This window comes from Escherichia sp. MOD1-EC7003 (genome assembly GCF_002965065.1).
Lineage (GTDB): Bacteria > Pseudomonadota > Gammaproteobacteria > Enterobacterales > Enterobacteriaceae > Escherichia.
Genome location: NZ_PTRE01000047.1, coordinates 15,888 through 32,199 on the forward strand (window position 1 = coordinate 15,888; position 16,312 = coordinate 32,199).

16 protein-coding genes are annotated in these 16,312 nt (G+C 52.8%); 13 read left to right on the top strand and 3 right to left on the bottom strand.

What is annotated here, in order from left to right; genetic code table 11:
- Positions 1-35 precede the first annotated feature (35 nt).
- From ubiE to tatD, 7 genes are all read left to right on the top strand, one after another.
- Positions 36-791, top strand: a complete 756-nt coding sequence (gene ubiE, locus A7090_RS08705) for a bifunctional demethylmenaquinone methyltransferase/2-methoxy-6-polyprenyl-1,4-benzoquinol methylase UbiE (RefSeq protein ID WP_105273710.1) — start codon at positions 36-38, stop codon at positions 789-791.
- A 13-nt stretch (positions 792-804) separates the two neighbouring features.
- A complete protein-coding gene (ubiJ, locus tag A7090_RS08710; protein WP_105273711.1) occupies positions 805-1,410 on the top strand; it encodes a ubiquinone biosynthesis protein UbiJ in 606 nt (201 codons plus the stop codon).
- On the top strand, positions 1,407-3,047 hold the full coding sequence (gene ubiB, locus A7090_RS08715) for a ubiquinone biosynthesis regulatory protein kinase UbiB (RefSeq protein ID WP_105273712.1): 1,641 nt from the start codon (positions 1,407-1,409) through the stop codon (positions 3,045-3,047). The genes ubiJ and ubiB overlap by 4 nt, the downstream gene beginning before the upstream one ends.
- 78 nt (positions 3,048-3,125) lie before the next feature.
- A complete protein-coding gene (tatA, locus tag A7090_RS08720) occupies positions 3,126-3,395 on the top strand; it encodes a Sec-independent protein translocase subunit TatA (protein ID WP_001295260.1) in 270 nt (89 codons plus the stop codon).
- Between the two features lie 3 nt (positions 3,396-3,398).
- Positions 3,399-3,914: a Sec-independent protein translocase protein TatB gene (gene tatB / locus A7090_RS08725; protein ID WP_105273713.1), complete on the top strand. Its 516-nt coding sequence runs from the start codon at positions 3,399-3,401 to the stop codon at positions 3,912-3,914.
- Between the two features lie 2 nt (positions 3,915-3,916).
- Positions 3,917-4,693, top strand: coding sequence for a Sec-independent protein translocase subunit TatC (tatC, locus tag A7090_RS08730; protein WP_105273714.1), 777 nt, complete (start codon positions 3,917-3,919; stop codon positions 4,691-4,693).
- A gap of 41 nt (positions 4,694-4,734) precedes the next feature.
- Positions 4,735-5,517, top strand: a complete 783-nt coding sequence (tatD, locus tag A7090_RS08735) for a 3'-5' ssDNA/RNA exonuclease TatD (RefSeq protein WP_105273715.1) — start codon at positions 4,735-4,737, stop codon at positions 5,515-5,517.
- On the opposite strand, the gene rfaH is transcribed toward tatD, so the two are convergent.
- Positions 5,514-6,002 (bottom strand): transcription/translation regulatory transformer protein RfaH, encoded by a 489-nt coding sequence (rfaH, locus tag A7090_RS08740; RefSeq protein WP_105273716.1) that lies wholly within the window; start codon positions 6,000-6,002, stop codon positions 5,514-5,516. The genes tatD and rfaH overlap by 4 nt on opposite strands.
- Positions 6,003-6,168: 166 nt before the next feature.
- Between rfaH and ubiD the strand changes: the two genes are divergently transcribed.
- A complete protein-coding gene (gene ubiD, locus A7090_RS08745) occupies positions 6,169-7,662 on the top strand; it encodes a 4-hydroxy-3-polyprenylbenzoate decarboxylase (protein ID WP_105273717.1) in 1,494 nt (497 codons plus the stop codon).
- Positions 7,663-7,707: 45 nt separating this feature from the next.
- Positions 7,708-8,409, top strand: coding sequence for an NAD(P)H-flavin reductase (gene fre / locus A7090_RS08750; RefSeq protein WP_105273718.1), 702 nt, complete (start codon positions 7,708-7,710; stop codon positions 8,407-8,409).
- Between the two features lie 285 nt (positions 8,410-8,694).
- Here the strand turns inward: fre and fadA are convergent, their stop codons facing one another.
- Together fadA and fadB are read right to left on the bottom strand one after the other, a co-directional pair.
- Positions 8,695-9,858, bottom strand: a complete 1,164-nt coding sequence (fadA, locus tag A7090_RS08760) for an acetyl-CoA C-acyltransferase FadA (RefSeq protein WP_105273720.1) — start codon at positions 9,856-9,858, stop codon at positions 8,695-8,697.
- 9 nt (positions 9,859-9,867) lie between these two features.
- Positions 9,868-12,057: a fatty acid oxidation complex subunit alpha FadB gene (gene fadB / locus A7090_RS08765; protein WP_105273721.1), complete on the bottom strand. Its 2,190-nt coding sequence runs from the start codon at positions 12,055-12,057 to the stop codon at positions 9,868-9,870.
- 188 nt (positions 12,058-12,245) lie between these two features.
- Between fadB and pepQ the strand changes: the two genes are divergently transcribed.
- Genes pepQ through hemG form a run of 4 tightly spaced genes read left to right on the top strand, consistent with a single transcriptional unit; the run spans position 12,246 to position 16,238 of the window.
- Positions 12,246-13,577 carry a Xaa-Pro dipeptidase gene (gene pepQ, locus A7090_RS08770; protein ID WP_105273722.1) on the top strand — a complete coding sequence of 444 codons (1,332 nt, stop codon included), beginning with the start codon at positions 12,246-12,248 and terminating at the stop codon, positions 13,575-13,577.
- Positions 13,577-14,191, top strand: coding sequence for an IMPACT family protein (locus A7090_RS08775; protein ID WP_105273723.1), 615 nt, complete (start codon positions 13,577-13,579; stop codon positions 14,189-14,191). Before pepQ ends, A7090_RS08775 begins: the two co-directional genes overlap by 1 nt.
- A gap of 38 nt (positions 14,192-14,229) precedes the next feature.
- Positions 14,230-15,681 carry a Trk system potassium transporter TrkH gene (gene trkH / locus A7090_RS08780; protein WP_105273724.1) on the top strand — a complete coding sequence of 484 codons (1,452 nt, stop codon included), beginning with the start codon at positions 14,230-14,232 and terminating at the stop codon, positions 15,679-15,681.
- An 11-nt stretch (positions 15,682-15,692) separates the two neighbouring features.
- Entirely contained in the window at positions 15,693-16,238 is a 546-nt protein-coding gene (gene hemG, locus A7090_RS08785) for a menaquinone-dependent protoporphyrinogen IX dehydrogenase (RefSeq protein WP_105273725.1), read from the top strand.
- Positions 16,239-16,312 lie beyond the last annotated feature (74 nt).

The following is a 16,312-nucleotide window of genomic DNA, read 5'->3' on the forward strand; positions in this document are numbered from 1 at the left end:
CTTCTGGAACAATTTTTTGATGAGCAGGCATTGAGATGGTGGATAAGTCACAAGAAACGACGCACTTTGGTTTTCAGACCGTCGCAAAGGAACAAAAAGCGGATATGGTCGCCCACGTTTTTCATTCCGTGGCATCGAAATACGATGTCATGAATGATTTGATGTCATTAGGCATTCATCGTTTGTGGAAGCGATTCACGATTGATTGCAGCGGTGTACGCCGCGGGCAGACTGTGCTGGATCTGGCCGGTGGTACTGGCGATCTGACGGCGAAATTCTCCCGCCTGGTCGGTGAAACGGGCAAAGTGGTCCTTGCTGATATCAATGAATCCATGCTCAAAATGGGCCGCGAGAAGCTGCGTAATATCGGTGTGATTGGCAATGTTGAGTATGTTCAGGCGAACGCTGAAGCGCTGCCGTTCCCGGATAACACCTTTGATTGCATCACCATTTCGTTTGGTCTGCGTAACGTCACCGACAAAGATAAAGCACTGCGTTCAATGTATCGCGTGCTGAAACCCGGCGGTCGCCTGCTGGTGCTTGAGTTCTCGAAGCCAATTATCGAGCCGCTGAGCAAAGCCTACGATGCATACTCCTTCCATGTGCTGCCGCGTATTGGCTCACTGGTCGCGAACGATGCCGACAGCTACCGTTATCTGGCAGAATCCATCCGTATGCATCCCGATCAGGATACCCTGAAAGCTATGATGCAGGATGCCGGCTTCGAAAGTGTCGACTACTACAATCTGACGGCTGGGGTTGTGGCGCTGCATCGTGGTTATAAGTTCTGACAGGAGACCGGAAATGCCTTTTAAGCCTTTAGTGACGGCAGGAATTGAAAGTCTGCTCAACACCTTCCTGTATCGTTCACCCGCGCTGAAAACGGCCCGCTCGCGTCTGCTGGGTAAAGTTTTGCGTGTGGAGGTAAAAGGCTTTTCGACGTCATTGATTCTGGTGTTCAGTGAACGCCAGGTCGATGTGCTGGGCGAATGGGCAGGCTATGCTGACTGCACCGTTATCGCCTACGCCAGTGTGTTGCCGAAACCTCGCGATCGCCAGCAGCTTGCCGCACTGATTCGTAGCGGTGAGCTGGAAGTGCAGGGCGATATTCAGGTGGTGCAAAACGTCGTTGCGCTGGCAGATCTGGCAGAATTCGACCCTGCGGAACTGCTGGCCCCTTATACCGGTGATATCGCCGCTGAAGGTATCAGCAAGGCCCTGCGTGGAGGTGCGAAGTTCCTGCATCACGGCATTAAGCGCCAGCAACGTTATGTGGCAGAAGCCATTACTGAAGAGTGGCGTATGGCACCCGGTCCGCTTGAAGTGGCCTGGTTTGCGGAAGAGACGGCTGCCGTCGAACGAGCTGTTGATGCCCTGACCAAACGGCTGGAAAAACTGGAGGCTAAATGACGCCAGGTGAAGTACGGCGCCTATATCTCATCATTCGCACCTTTTTAAGCTACGGACTTGATGAACTGATCCCCAAAATGCGTATTACCCTGCCGCTACGGCTATGGCGATACTCATTATTCTGGATGCCAAATCGGCATAAAGACAAACCTTTAGGTGAGCGACTACGACTGGCCCTGCAAGAACTGGGGCCGGTGTGGATCAAGTTCGGGCAGATGTTATCAACCCGCCGCGACCTTTTTCCACCGCATATTGCCGATCAGCTGGCGTTATTGCAGGATAAAGTCGCTCCGTTTGATGGCAAGCTGGCGAAGCAGCAGATTGAAGCTGCAATGGGCGGCTTGCCGGTAGAAGCGTGGTTTGACGATTTTGAAATCAAGCCGCTGGCTTCTGCTTCTATTGCCCAGGTTCATACCGCGCGATTGAAATCGAATGGTAAAGAGGTGGTGATTAAAGTCATCCGTCCGGATATTTTGCCGGTCATTAAAGCCGATCTGAAACTTATCTATCGTCTGGCTCGCTGGGTGCCGCGTTTGTTGCCGGATGGTCGCCGTCTGCGCCCAACCGAAGTGGTGCGTGAGTACGAAAAGACCTTGATTGATGAGCTGAATTTGATGCGCGAATCAGCCAACGCCATTCAGCTACGACGTAATTTTGAAGACAGCCCAATGCTCTACATCCCGGAAGTTTACCCTGACTATTGCAGTGAGGGGATGATGGTGATGGAGCGCATTTACGGCATTCCGGTTTCTGATGTTGCGGCGCTGGAGAAAAATGGCACCAACATGAAATTGCTGGCAGAACGTGGCGTGCAGGTGTTCTTCACTCAGGTCTTTCGCGACAGCTTTTTCCATGCCGATATGCACCCTGGCAACATCTTCGTAAGCTATGAACACCCGGAAAACCCGAAATATATTGGCATTGATTGTGGGATTGTCGGCTCGCTAAACAAGGAAGATAAACGCTATCTGGCAGAAAACTTTATCGCCTTCTTTAATCGCGACTATCGCAAAGTGGCAGAGCTGCACGTCGATTCAGGCTGGGTGCCACCAGATACCAACGTCGAAGAGTTCGAATTTGCCATTCGTACGGTTTGTGAACCCATCTTTGAGAAACCACTGGCAGAAATTTCGTTTGGACATGTGCTGTTAAATCTGTTTAATACGGCGCGTCGCTTCAATATGGAAGTGCAGCCGCAACTGGTGTTACTCCAGAAAACCTTGCTCTATATCGAAGGGGTAGGACGCCAGCTTTATCCGCAGCTCGATTTGTGGAAAACGGCGAAGCCTTTCCTTGAGTCGTGGATTAAAGATCAGGTCGGCATTCCTGCACTGGTGAGAGCATTTAAAGAAAAAGCGCCGTTCTGGGTCGAAAAAATGCCAGAACTGCCTGAACTGGTTTACGACAGTTTGCGCCAGGGCAAGTCTTTACAGCACAGTGTTGATAAGATTGCCCGCGAGCTTCAGTCAAATCATGTACGTCAGGGACAATCGCGTTATTTTCTCGGAATTGGCGCTACGTTAGTATTAAGTGGCACATTCTTGTTGGTCAGTCGACCTGAATGGGGGCTGATGCCCGGCGGGTTAATGGCAGGTGGTCTGATTGCCTGGTTTGTCGGTTGGCGCAAAACACGCTGATTTTTTCATCGCTCAAGGCGGGCCGTGTAACGTATAATGCGGCTTTGTTTAATCATCATCTACCACAGAGGAACATGTATGGGTGGTATCAGTATTTGGCAGTTATTGATTATTGCCGTCATCGTTGTACTGCTTTTTGGCACCAAAAAGCTCGGCTCCATCGGTTCCGATCTTGGTGCGTCGATCAAAGGCTTTAAAAAAGCAATGAGCGATGATGAACCAAAGCAGGATAAAACCAGTCAGGATGCTGATTTTACTGCGAAAACTATTGCCGACAAGCAGGCAGACACGAATCAGGAACAGGCTAAAACAGAAGACGCGAAGCGCCACGATAAAGAGCAGGTGTAATCCGTGTTTGATATCGGTTTTAGCGAACTGCTACTGGTGTTTATCATCGGTCTCGTCGTTCTGGGGCCGCAACGACTGCCTGTGGCGGTAAAAACGGTAGCGGGCTGGATTCGCGCGTTGCGTTCACTGGCGACAACGGTGCAGAACGAACTGACCCAGGAGTTAAAACTCCAGGAGTTTCAGGACAGTCTGAAAAAGGTTGAAAAGGCGAGCCTCACAAACCTGACGCCCGAACTGAAAGCGTCGATGGAGGAACTACGTCAGGCCGCGGAGTCGATGAAGCGTTCCTACGTTGCAAACGATCCTGAAAAGGCGAGCGATGAAGCGCACACCATCCATAACCCGGTGGTGAAAGATAATGAAGCTGCGCATGAAGGCGTAACGCCTGCCGCTGCCGAAACGCAGGCCAGTTCGCCGGAACAGAAGCCTGAAACCACGCCAGAGCCGGTGGTAAAATCTGCTGCGGACGCTGAACCGAAAACCGCTGCACCTTCCCCTTCGTCGAGTGATAAACCGTAAACATGTCTGTAGAAGATACTCAACCGCTTATCACGCATCTGATCGAGCTGCGTAAGCGTCTGCTGAACTGCATTATCGCGGTGATCGTGATATTCCTGTGTCTGGTCTATTTCGCCAATGACATCTATCACCTGGTATCCGCGCCATTGATCAAGCAGTTGCCGCAAGGTTCAACGATGATCGCCACTGACGTGGCCTCGCCGTTCTTTACGCCGATCAAGCTGACCTTTATGGTGTCGCTGATTCTGTCAGCGCCGGTGATTCTCTATCAGGTGTGGGCATTTATCGCCCCAGCGCTGTATAAGCATGAACGTCGCCTGGTGGTGCCGCTGCTGGTCTCCAGTTCTCTGCTGTTTTATATCGGCATGGCGTTCGCCTACTTCGTGGTCTTTCCGCTGGCATTTGGCTTCCTTGCCAATACCGCGCCAGAAGGGGTACAGGTATCCACCGATATCGCCAGCTATTTAAGCTTCGTTATGGCGTTGTTTATGGCGTTTGGTATCTCCTTCGAAGTGCCGGTAGCAATTGTGCTGCTGTGCTGGATGGGGATTACCTCGCCAGAAGACTTACGCAAGAAACGTCCGTATGTGCTGGTTGGCGCATTTGTTGTCGGGATGCTGCTGACGCCGCCGGATATTTTCTCGCAAACGCTGCTGGCGATCCCGATGTACTGTTTGTTTGAAATCGGTGTCTTCTTCTCACGCTTTTACGTTGGTAAAGGGCGAAATAGGGAAGAGGAAAACGACGCTGAAGCAGAAAGCGAAAAAACTGAAGAATAAATTCAACCGCCCGTCAGGGCGGTTGTCATATGGAGTGCAGGATGTTTGATATCGGCGTTAATTTGACCAGTTCGCAATTTGCGAAAGACCGTGATGATGTTGTAGCGCGCGCTTTTGACGCGGGAGTTGATGGGCTACTCATCACCGGCACTAACCTGCATGAAAGCCAGCAGGCGCAAAAGCTGGCGCGTCAGTATTCGTCCTGTTGGTCAACGGCGGGCGTACATCCTCACGACAGCAGCCAGTGGCAAGTTGCGACTGAAGAAGCGATTATTGAGCTGGCCGCGCAGCCAGAAGTGGTGGCAATCGGTGAATGTGGCCTCGACTTTAACCGCAACTTTTCGACGCCGGAAGAGCAGGAACGCGCTTTTGTTGCCCAGCTACGTATTGCCGCAGAATTAAACATGCCAGTATTTATGCACTGTCGCGATGCCCACGAGCGGTTTATGACATTGCTGGAGCCGTGGCTGGATAAACTACCTGGCGCGGTTCTTCATTGCTTTACCGGCACACGCGAAGAGATGCAGGCGTGCGTGGCGCGTGGGATTTATATTGGTATTACCGGTTGGGTTTGCGATGAACGACGCGGACTGGAACTGCGGGAACTGTTGCCGTTGATTCCGGTGGAGAAATTGCTGATCGAAACTGATGCGCCATATTTGCTTCCGCGCGATCTCACGCCGAAGCCATCATCCCGGCGTAACGAGCCTGCCTATCTGCCCCATATTTTGCAACGTATTGCGCACTGGCGTGGGGAGGATGCCGTATGGCTGGCTGCCACCACGGATGCCAATGTCAAAACACTGTTTGGGATTGCGTTTTAGAGTTTGCGGAACTCGGTGTTCTTCACGCTGTGTTTAATCTCTTTATTGATAAGATGAAGTAGTAGCATGGAGCGAGCCTCACCATCGGGTTCGGTGAAAATGGCCTGAAAACCTTCGAACGCGCCTTCGGTAATAATCACCTTATCACCAGGATAAGGGGTTGCCGGATCGATAATATCTTTCGGTTTATACACCGACAGCTGATGAATCACCGCTGATGGGACTATCGCAGGCAACGCGCCAAAGCGCACGAAATGGCTGACGCCACGGGTCGCGTTGATTGTCGTGGTATGAATTACTTCTGGATCAAATTCGACAAACAGGTAGTTGGGGAACAATGGCTCACTGACTGCAGTACGTTTGCCACGCACAATTTTTTCCAGGGTGATCATCGGCGCCAGGCAATTCACCGCCTGTCTTTCGAGGTGTTCCTGGGCACGTTGAAGTTGCCCGCGCTTGCAGTACAGTAAATACCAGGATTGCATAATGACTCTTATCTGTTTAATCGGGGCGCAAGGATAGCAAAAGCTTTACGTTAAGTTAATTATATTCCCCGGCTTGCGTTATACCGTCAGAGTTCACGCTAATTTAACAAATTTACAGCATCGCAAAGATGAACGCCGTATAATGGGCGCAGATTAAGAGGCTACAATGGACGCCATGAAATATAACGATTTACGCGACTTCTTGACGCTGCTTGAACAGCAGGGTGAGCTAAAACGTATCACGCTCCCGGTGGATCCGCATCTGGAAATCACTGAAATTGCTGACCGTACATTGCGTGCCGGTGGGCCTGCGTTGTTGTTCGAAAACCCTAAAGGGTACTCAATGCCGGTGCTGTGCAACCTGTTCGGTACGCCAAAGCGCGTGGCGATGGGCATGGGGCAGGAAGATGTTTCGGCGCTGCGTGAAGTTGGTAATTTATTGGCGTTTCTGAAAGAGCCGGAGCCGCCAAAAGGTTTCCGCGACCTGTTTGATAAACTGCCACAGTTTAAGCAGGTTTTAAACATGCCGGCAAAACGACTGCGTGGTGCACCCTGCCAACAAAAAATCGTCTCTGGCGATGACGTCGATCTTAACCGCATTCCCATTATGACCTGCTGGCCGGAAGATGCCGCGCCGCTGATTACCTGGGGGCTGACCGTAACGCGCGGCCCGCATAAAGAGCGGCAGAATCTGGGCATTTATCGCCAGCAGCTGATTGGTAAAAACAAATTGATTATGCGCTGGCTGTCGCATCGCGGCGGCGCGCTGGATTATCAGGAGTGGTGCGCGGCGCATCCGGGCGAACGTTTCCCGGTTTCTGTGGCACTGGGTGCCGATCCCGCCACTATTCTCGGTGCAGTCACGCCCGTTCCGGATACGCTTTCAGAGTATGCGTTTGCTGGATTGCTGCGCGGCACCAGGACTGAAGTGGTGAAATGTATCTCCAATGACCTTGAAGTGCCCGCCAGTGCGGAGATTGTGCTGGAAGGTTATATTGAGGCAGGCGAGATAGCGCCGGAAGGGCCGTATGGTGATCATACCGGTTACTATAATGAAGTAGACACCTTCCCTGTCTTTACTGTGACGCACATTACTCAGCGTGAAGATGCGATTTACCACTCCACCTATACCGGGCGTCCACCAGATGAACCTGCGGTACTGGGCGTGGCGTTGAACGAAGTGTTCGTGCCGATTCTGCAAAAACAGTTCCCGGAAATTGTCGATTTTTACCTGCCGCCGGAAGGCTGCTCTTATCGCCTGGCGGTAGTGACGATCAAAAAACAGTACGCCGGACACGCGAAGCGCGTCATGATGGGCATCTGGTCGTTCTTACGCCAGTTTATGTACACTAAATTTGTGATCGTTTGCGATGATGACGTCAACGCACGCGACTGGAACGATGTGATTTGGGCGATTACCACCCGTATGGACCCGGCGCGGGACACGGTGTTGGTCGAAAATACGCCTATTGATTATCTGGATTTTGCCTCGCCTGTTTCCGGACTGGGTTCAAAAATGGGGCTGGATGCCACGAATAAATGGCCGGGGGAAACCCAGCGTGAATGGGGACGTCCCATCAAAAAAGATCCGGATATTGTCGCGCATATTGACGCCATCTGGGATGAGCTGGCTATTTTTAACAACGGTAAAAGCGCCTGATGCGCGTTTGTTTTGCCTTATTTATCGATCCGACAGAGAAAGCGCATGACAACCTTAAGCTGTAAAGTGACCTCGGTAGAAGCTATCACGGATACCGTATATCGTGTCCGCATCGTGCCAGACGCGGCCTTTTCTTTTCGTGCTGGTCAGTATTTGATGGTGGTGATGGATGAGCGCGACAAACGCCCGTTCTCAATGGCTTCAACGCCAGATGAACACGGTTTCATTGAGTTGCACATTGGCGCTTCTGAAATCAACCTTTACGCGAAAGCAGTCATGGACCGCATCCTCAAAGATCATCAAATCGTGGTCGATATTCCCCACGGAGAAGCGTGGCTGCGCGATGATGAAGAGCGTCCGATGATTTTGATTGCGGGCGGCACCGGGTTCTCTTATGCCCGCTCGATTTTGCTGACAGCGCTGGCGCGTAACCCAAACCGTGATATCTCCATTTACTGGGGTGGGCGTGAAGAGCATCATCTTTATGATCTCTGCGAGCTTGAGGCGCTTTCGTTGAAGTATCCTGGTCTGCAAGTGGTGCCGGTGGTTGAACAACCGGAGGCGGGCTGGCGTGGGCGTACTGGCACCGTGTTAACGGCGGTATTGCAGGATCACGGTACGCTGGCAGAGCATGATATCTACATTGCCGGACGTTTTGAGATGGCGAAAATTGCCCGTGATCTGTTTTGCAGTGAGCGTAATGCGCGGGAAGATCGCCTGTTTGGCGATGCGTTTGCATTTATCTGAGATATAAAAAACCCGCCCCTGACAGGCGGGAAGAACGGCAACTAAAACTTTATACAGTGGCATTTAGATCTATGTCGCATCCGGCAATCGGTGCACGATGCCTGATGCGACGCTTGCGCGTCTTATCAGGCCTACAATGGGTGCCGGAACGGTAGGCCGGATAAGGCGTTTACGCCGCATCCGGCGGTTGTGCGCAGGTGCCGGATGCGCTTACGCTTATCCGGCCTACAAACCTGTGCCGAACGGTAGGCTGGATAAGGCGTTCGCGCCGCATCCGGCAAGTGGTTAAACCCGCTCAAACACCGTCGCAATACCCTGACCCAGGCCGATACACATTGTCGCCACACCAAACTGGACGTCTTTGCGCTCCATCAGATTCAGCAGCGTGGTGCTGATACGTGCTCCGGAACAGCCCAGCGGATGACCCAGCGCGATCGCACCACCGTTGAGGTTGATCTTCTCGTCAATCTGCTCTATTAGCCCGAGATCTTTAATGCATGGCAGGATCTGCGCGGCAAAGGCTTCGTTCATCTCAAACACGCCGATATCACTGACAGAAAGCCCCGCTTTTTTCAGCGCCAGTTTTGAGGCCGGAACCGGACCGTAACCCATAATCGACGGATCACAACCAACGACCGCCATCGAACGCACACGGGCGCGCGGCTTAAGACCTAATTCACGGGCGCGGCTTTCACTCATCACCAGCATGGCAGCGGCACCATCAGAAAGTGCAGAAGATGTACCCGCCGTTACCGTACCGCTGACGGGATCAAACGCCGGACGCAGTGTGGCGAGGGCTTCCACGGTGGTTTCCGGTCGAATCACTTCGTCGTAATTAAACTGCTTCAGGACGCCGTCGGCATCGTGACCACCGGTCGGGATGATTTCATTTTTAAATGCGCCCGACTGCGTGGCGGCCCAGGCGCGGGCGTGTGACCGCGAGGCAAAGGCATCCTGCATTTCACGGCTGATACCGTGCATACGCGCCAGCATTTCTGCCGTTAAGCCCATCATGCCCGCCGCTTTGGCGACATTACGGCTAAGGCCGGGGTGAAAATCGACGCCGTGGCTCATCGGCACATGGCCCATATGCTCCACGCCGCCGACCAGACATGCCTGCGCATCGCCAGTCATAATCATCCGTGCTGCATCATGCAATGCCTGCATGGATGAACCACACAAGCGATTGACGGTAACCGCCGGGACGGAGTGCGGCACTTCAGCCAACAGCGCCGCGTTACGGGCGATATTAAAACCCTGCTCCAGCGTTTGCTGTACACAACCCCAGTAAATATCGTCGAGGGCCGTCGCTTCCAGCGCCGGGTTACGCGCCAGCAGGCTACGCATTAAATGAGCGGAGAGATCTTCCGCACGCACGTTACGAAAAGCACCGCCCTTCGAACGGCCCATCGGGGTGCGAATTGCATCGACAATGACAACCTGTTCCATTGTGACTCCTTAAGCCGTTTTCAGGTCGCCAACCGGACGGGCTGGCTCAACTGGGGGATAGTACGGTTCGTTATGATGCGCTTTATTACGCAGACCTTCCGGAACTTCATACAGAGGGCCGAGGTGCTGATATTGCTGCGCCATATCGAGATATTTCGCGCTGCCGAGGGTGTCCAGCCAGCGGAACGCGCCGCCGTGGAACGGAGGGAAGCCCAGGCCGTAGACCAGCGCCATATCCGCTTCTGCCGGAGTGGCGATAATGCCCTCTTCCAGACAGCGGACCACTTCGTTGACCATCGGGATCATCATGCGGGCGATAATCTCTTCCTCGCTGAAATCGCGCTTCGGCTGGCTCACTTCTGCCAGCAGGTCGTTAACGGCAGTATCTTCTTCTTTCTTCGGCTTACCTTTGCTGTCTTCTTTATAACGCCAGAAACCGAGGCCATTCTTCTGACCAAAACGGTTGGCATCAAACAGTGCGTCGATGGCATCGCGATAATCTTTCTGCATCCGCTGCGGGAAACCTGCCGCCATCACCGCCTGGGCGTGATGTGCGGTGTCAATGCCCACAACGTCCAGCAGATATGCCGGACCCATCGGCCAGCCAAACTGTTTTTCCATCACTTTGTCGATCTTGCGGAAATCCGCGCCGTCGCGCAGCAACTGGCTGAAACCGGCGAAATACGGGAACAGCACGCGGTTAACGAAGAAGCCGGGGCAGTCGTTAACCACAATTGGCGTCTTACCCATCTTGCTCGCCCAGGCGACGACTTTAGCGATGGTTTCGTCGGAGCTTTTTTCGCCGCGAATAATTTCTACCAACGGCATCCGGTGGACCGGGTTAAAGAAGTGCATCCCGCAGAAGTTTTCCGGGCGTTCCAGCGCGTTGGCCAGTTCGCTGATAGGAATGGTTGAGGTGTTGGAAGCCAGCACGGTATCCGGGCGTACTTTCTGCTCGGTTTCAGCTAGTACGGCTTTTTTCACTTTCGGGTTTTCAACAACCGCTTCTACAACAATATCTACGCGATCAAACCCGGCGTAGTCGAGTGTTGGGTGGATCGTGGAGATCACGCCAGCCAGTTTCAGACCGTCAATCTTGCCGCGCTCAAGCTGCTTGTTCAGCAGTTTCGCGGCTTCGGTCATGCCGAGGGCTAACGACTTGTCGTTGATATCTTTCATGATAACCGGCATGCCTTTCCACGCGGACTGGTAAGCAATGCCGCCCCCCATAATGCCAGCGCCCAGTACAGCGGCCTGTTTCGGGGTTTCAACGTCTTTGGTGAGTTTCTTCGCTTTGCCTTTTACATATTGATCGTTAAGGAAAATGCCGACCAGTGCACGGGCTTCGTTGGTATGCGCCAGCGGGACAAAACTTTTGTTTTCCAGGTTTAAGGCTTCTTCACGACCAAAACGGGCCGCAGCTTCAATGGTTTTTACTGCGGTGATGGGCGCCGGATAATGTTTCCCCGCTGTTTGTGCGACCATCCCTTTCGCGATGGTGAAGCTCATGGTGGCTTCAATCTTGCTCAGTTTTAGCGGTTCCAGCTTCGGCTGACGTTTCGCTTTCCAGTCGAGGTCGCCGTTAATGGCCTGGCGTAAAATCGCTATCGCGCCTTCAATCAGTTTCTCTGTTTTGACTACGCCATCCACCAGACCGATTTTCAGCGCCTGGTCCGCGCCGACATCTTTTCCAGCGGCAATGATTTCCAGCGCACTGTCAGCGCCCAACATACGTGGCATGCGTACGGAGCCACCAAAGCCCGGCATGATGCCCAGTTTGGTTTCCGGCAGACCGATGCGCAGATCCGGCGTCGCCAGACGATAATCGGTCGCCAGTACACATTCGCAGCCACCGCCCAGCGCATAGCCGTTGACGGCGGCAATGGTCGGCACCGGCAGATCTTCCAGGCGATTAAACACGCTATTGGCAAAATGCAGCCACTGGCTTAACTGTTCTTCAGGAACGAGGAACAGGGACAAAAATTCGGTGATATCCGCACCGACAATAAAGGCTGCTTTGTTCGAACGCAGCAGCAGCCCTTTTAGAGCTGATTGCTGTTCCAGCACGCCGATGGCCTCGCCGAGGCTGGCGACGGTCGCAGTGTCGAGTTTATTAACTGAACCTGGGGCATCGAATACCAGTTCGGCAATGCCATCTTCCAGCCAGTCAAGGTACAGGGTGTCGCCTTTGTAAAGCATGTCAGTCTCCTGAATCCGCAAGGTGATCTGGTCGTACCAGATGCTCGAAGTGTGTGTTTTGTGTTAAAAATATGCAAATAAAATATTAAAGAAATGCCGATCTGATCACGCTCGGCAGAAATCACGCTCTGGATGAACGATGTGCTAAGATGCGGAGACTTAAGGTCAAAAAAACTGAAGGGTAAAAAATGGAATCACTGGCCTCGCTCTATAAAAATCATATAGCTACCTTGCAGGAACGGACTCGCGATGCGCTGGCGCGCTTCAAGCTGGATGCGTTATTTATTCACTCCGGTGAACTATTCAACGTTTTTCTCGACGATCATCCTTATCCGTTTAAAGTGAATCCGCAATTCAAAGCGTGGGTGCCGGTAACTCAGGTGCCAAACTGCTGGCTGTTGGTGGATGGCGTGAACAAGCCGAAACTGTGGTTTTATCTGCCGGTTGATTACTGGCACAACGTCGAACCGCTGCCGACCTCCTTCTGGACTGAAGATGTAGACGTGATCGCGCTGCCGAAAGCCGATGGCATTGGTAGCCTGTTGCCTGCTGCGCGCGGCAATATTGGTTATATCGGTCCGGTGCCGGAACGTGCGCTGCAACTGGGTATTGAGGCCAGCAACATTAACCCGAAAGGGGTGATCGACTACCTGCATTACTACCGCTCCTTCAAAACCGAGTACGAACTGGCCTGTATGCGTGAAGCGCAGAAAATGGCGGTCAACGGTCATCGCGCGGCAGGAGAAGCATTCCGTTCTGGCATGAGTGAGTTCGATATTAACATTGCCTATCTGACCGCGACCGGTCATCGTGATACCGATGTGCCTTACAGCAACATTGTGGCGCTTAACGAACACGCTGCGGTACTGCATTACACCAAACTGGACCATCAGGCGCCGGAAGAGATGCGCAGCTTCCTGCTGGATGCCGGGGCAGAATATAACGGCTATGCGGCTGACCTGACCCGTACCTGGTCGGCAAAAAGCGATAACGACTACGCACAGCTGGTGAAGGACGTTAATGATGAACAACTGGCGCTGATCGCCACCATGAAAGCAGGTGTCAGCTATGTGGATTACCACATCCAGTTCCATCAGCGCATCGCCAAACTGCTGCGTAAACATCAAATCATCACCGATATGAGTGAAGAAGCGATGGTCGAAAACGATCTCACCGGACCGTTTATGCCACACGGTATCGGCCATCCGCTGGGCCTGCAGGTGCATGACGTAGCCGGTTTTATGCAGGATGATAGCGGTACGCACCTTGCGGCACCGGCAAAATATCCGTACCTGCGCTGCACCCGTATTCTCCAGCCGGGCATGGTGTTAACCATCGAACCGGGTATCTACTTCATCGAATCTCTGCTGGCGCCGTGGCGTGAAGGGCAGTTCAGCAAACACTTCAACTGGCAGAAAATTGAAGCACTGAAACCGTTCGGCGGCATTCGTATCGAAGACAACGTGGTGATCCACGAAAACAACGTGGAAAACATGACCCGGGATCTGAAACTGGCGTGATGGAAAGCTGGTTAATTCCTGCGGCACCGGTCACGGTCGTTGAAGAGATCAAAAAAAGCCGCTTCATAACGCTGTTGGCGCATACCGATGGCGTCGAGGCGGCGAAAGCGTTTGTTGAATCGGTGCGGGCAGAACACCCTGATGCCCACCACCATTGCGTGGCGTGGGTGGCGGGGGCGCCGGATGATTCACAACAGTTGGGTTTCTCTGACGACGGGGAGCCGGCGGGAACGGCAGGTAAACCGATGCTCGCCCAACTGATGGGCAGCGGCGTCGGGGAAATTACCGCCGTGGTGGTGCGCTACTACGGCGGCATATTGCTCGGCACGGGTGGGTTAGTGAAGGCGTATGGCGGCGGCGTGAATCAGGCGCTACGTCAGCTAACGACCCAACGCAAGACGCCATTAACCGAATATACTTTGCAATGTGAATATAGTCAGTTAACCGGCATTGAATCGTTGCTGGGGCAGTGTGACGGCAAAATTATCAACAGTGATTATCAGGCATTCGTTCTGCTGCGGGTGGCGCTTCCGGCGGCGAAAGTGGCCGAATTTTCCGCAAAGCTGGCAGATTTTAGCCGTGGTTCATTGCAATTGTTAGCGATTGAAGAATAATCCCCACTTCGTTTTGCAGAACTAAGGAAGCGGTAGAGATGCATTTTCGCGCCATTACCCGAATCGTTGGACTACTGGTCATCTTATTTTCAGGGACGATGATTATCCCTGGACTGGTAGCACTCATCTACCGTGATGGAGCGGGCCGCGCTTTTACCCAGACCTTTTTTGTCGCCCTCGCCATTGGCTCTATGCTGTGGTGGCCGAACCGTAAAGAGAAGGGCGAACTGAAATCCCGTGAAGGGTTTCTGATAGTGGTGCTATTCTGGACCGTGCTGGGCAGCGTCGGCGCGCTCCCTTTTATCTTCTCGGAAAGCCCGAACCTCACGATTACCGATGCGTTTTTTGAATCTTTCTCTGGCCTGACCACCACGGGGGCCACTACGCTGGTGGGGCTGGATTCGCTCCCTCACGCCATTCTCTTTTATCGCCAGATGCTGCAATGGTTTGGCGGGATGGGGATCATCGTGTTGGCGGTTGCGATACTGCCTATCCTCGGCGTTGGTGGGATGCAGCTCTATCGCGCAGAAATGCCCGGCCCGCTGAAAGATAACAAAATGCGTCCGCGAATTGCGGAAACGGCGAAAACCCTGTGGTTAATTTATGTCTTGCTGACTGTCGCTTGTGCGCTGGCGCTGTGGTTTGCAGGAATGGATGCCTTTGATGCCATCGGCCATAGCTTTGCGACTATCGCTATTGGTGGCTTCTCGACACATGATACCAGTATCGGTTATTTCGACAGTCCGACGATTAACACTATCATTGCTATCTTCCTGCTGATCTCCGGCTGTAACTACGGTCTGCACTTTTCACTGTTAAGTGGGCGTAGTCTGAAGGTTTATTGGCGCGATCCGGAATTTCGCATGTTTATCGGCGTACAGTTTACACTGGTGGTTATTTGTATCCTCGTGCTGTGGTTTCATAATGTCTATAGTTCGGCGCTGATGACAATTAACCAGGCGTTTTTCCAGGTGGTGTCAATGGCGACAACAGCCGGGTTTACGACTGACAGCATTGCCCGCTGGCCGCTCTTTTTGCCGGTACTGCTTTTATGTTCAGCTTTTATCGGCGGTTGCGCCGGGTCAACGGGCGGTGGCCTGAAAGTGATCCGCATTCTGTTGCTGTTTAAGCAGGGGAACCGTGAGCTGAAACGACTGGTGCATCCGAACGCCGTCTATAGCATTAAGCTGGGGAATCGCGCACTGCCGGAACGTATCCTTGAAGCCGTTTGGGGATTTTTCTCTGCCTATGCGTTGGTGTTTATTGTGAGTATGCTGGCGATTATCGCCACGGGCGTGGATGACTTTTCTGCCTTTGCCTCGGTTGTTGCGACATTGAATAATCTGGGGCCAGGGCTTGGCGTGGTTGCTGATAACTTTACCAGTATGAACCCGGTGGCTAAATGGATCCTGATTGCCAACATGTTGTTTGGGCGTCTCGAGGTATTTACATTGCTGGTGCTCTTTACCCCGACTTTCTGGCGTGAATGATGGAGTAATACGTGAAAACATTAATTCTTTTCTCAACAAGGGACGGACAAACGCGCGAGATTGCCTCCTACCTGGCTTCGGAACTGAAAGAACTGGGGATCCAGGTGGATGTCGCTAATGTGAACCGCATTGAAGAACCACAGTGGGAAAACTACGACCGTGTGGTCATTGGTGCTTCTATTCGCTATGGTCACTACCATTCAGCGTTCCAGGAATTTGTCAAAAAGCATGCGACACGGCTGAACTCGATGCCGAGCGCCTTTTACTCCGTAAACCTGGTGGCGCGCAAACCTGAGAAGCGTACTCCACAGACCAACAGCTACGCGCGGAAGTTTCTGATGAACTCACAATGGCGTCCCGATCGCTGTGCCGTCATTGCCGGAGCGCTGCGTTATCCGCGTTACCGCTGGTACGACCGCTTTATGATCAAGCTGATTATGAAGATGTCAGGTGGAGAAACGGATACGCGCAAAGAAGTTGTCTATACCGATTGGGAGCAAGTGGCGAATTTCGCCCGAGAAATCGCCCATTTAACCGACAAATCGCCGCTGAAATAAGCATAAAGAATAAAAAATGCGCGGTCGGAAAATTATTTTAAATTTCCTCTTGTCAGGCCGGAATAACTCCCTAT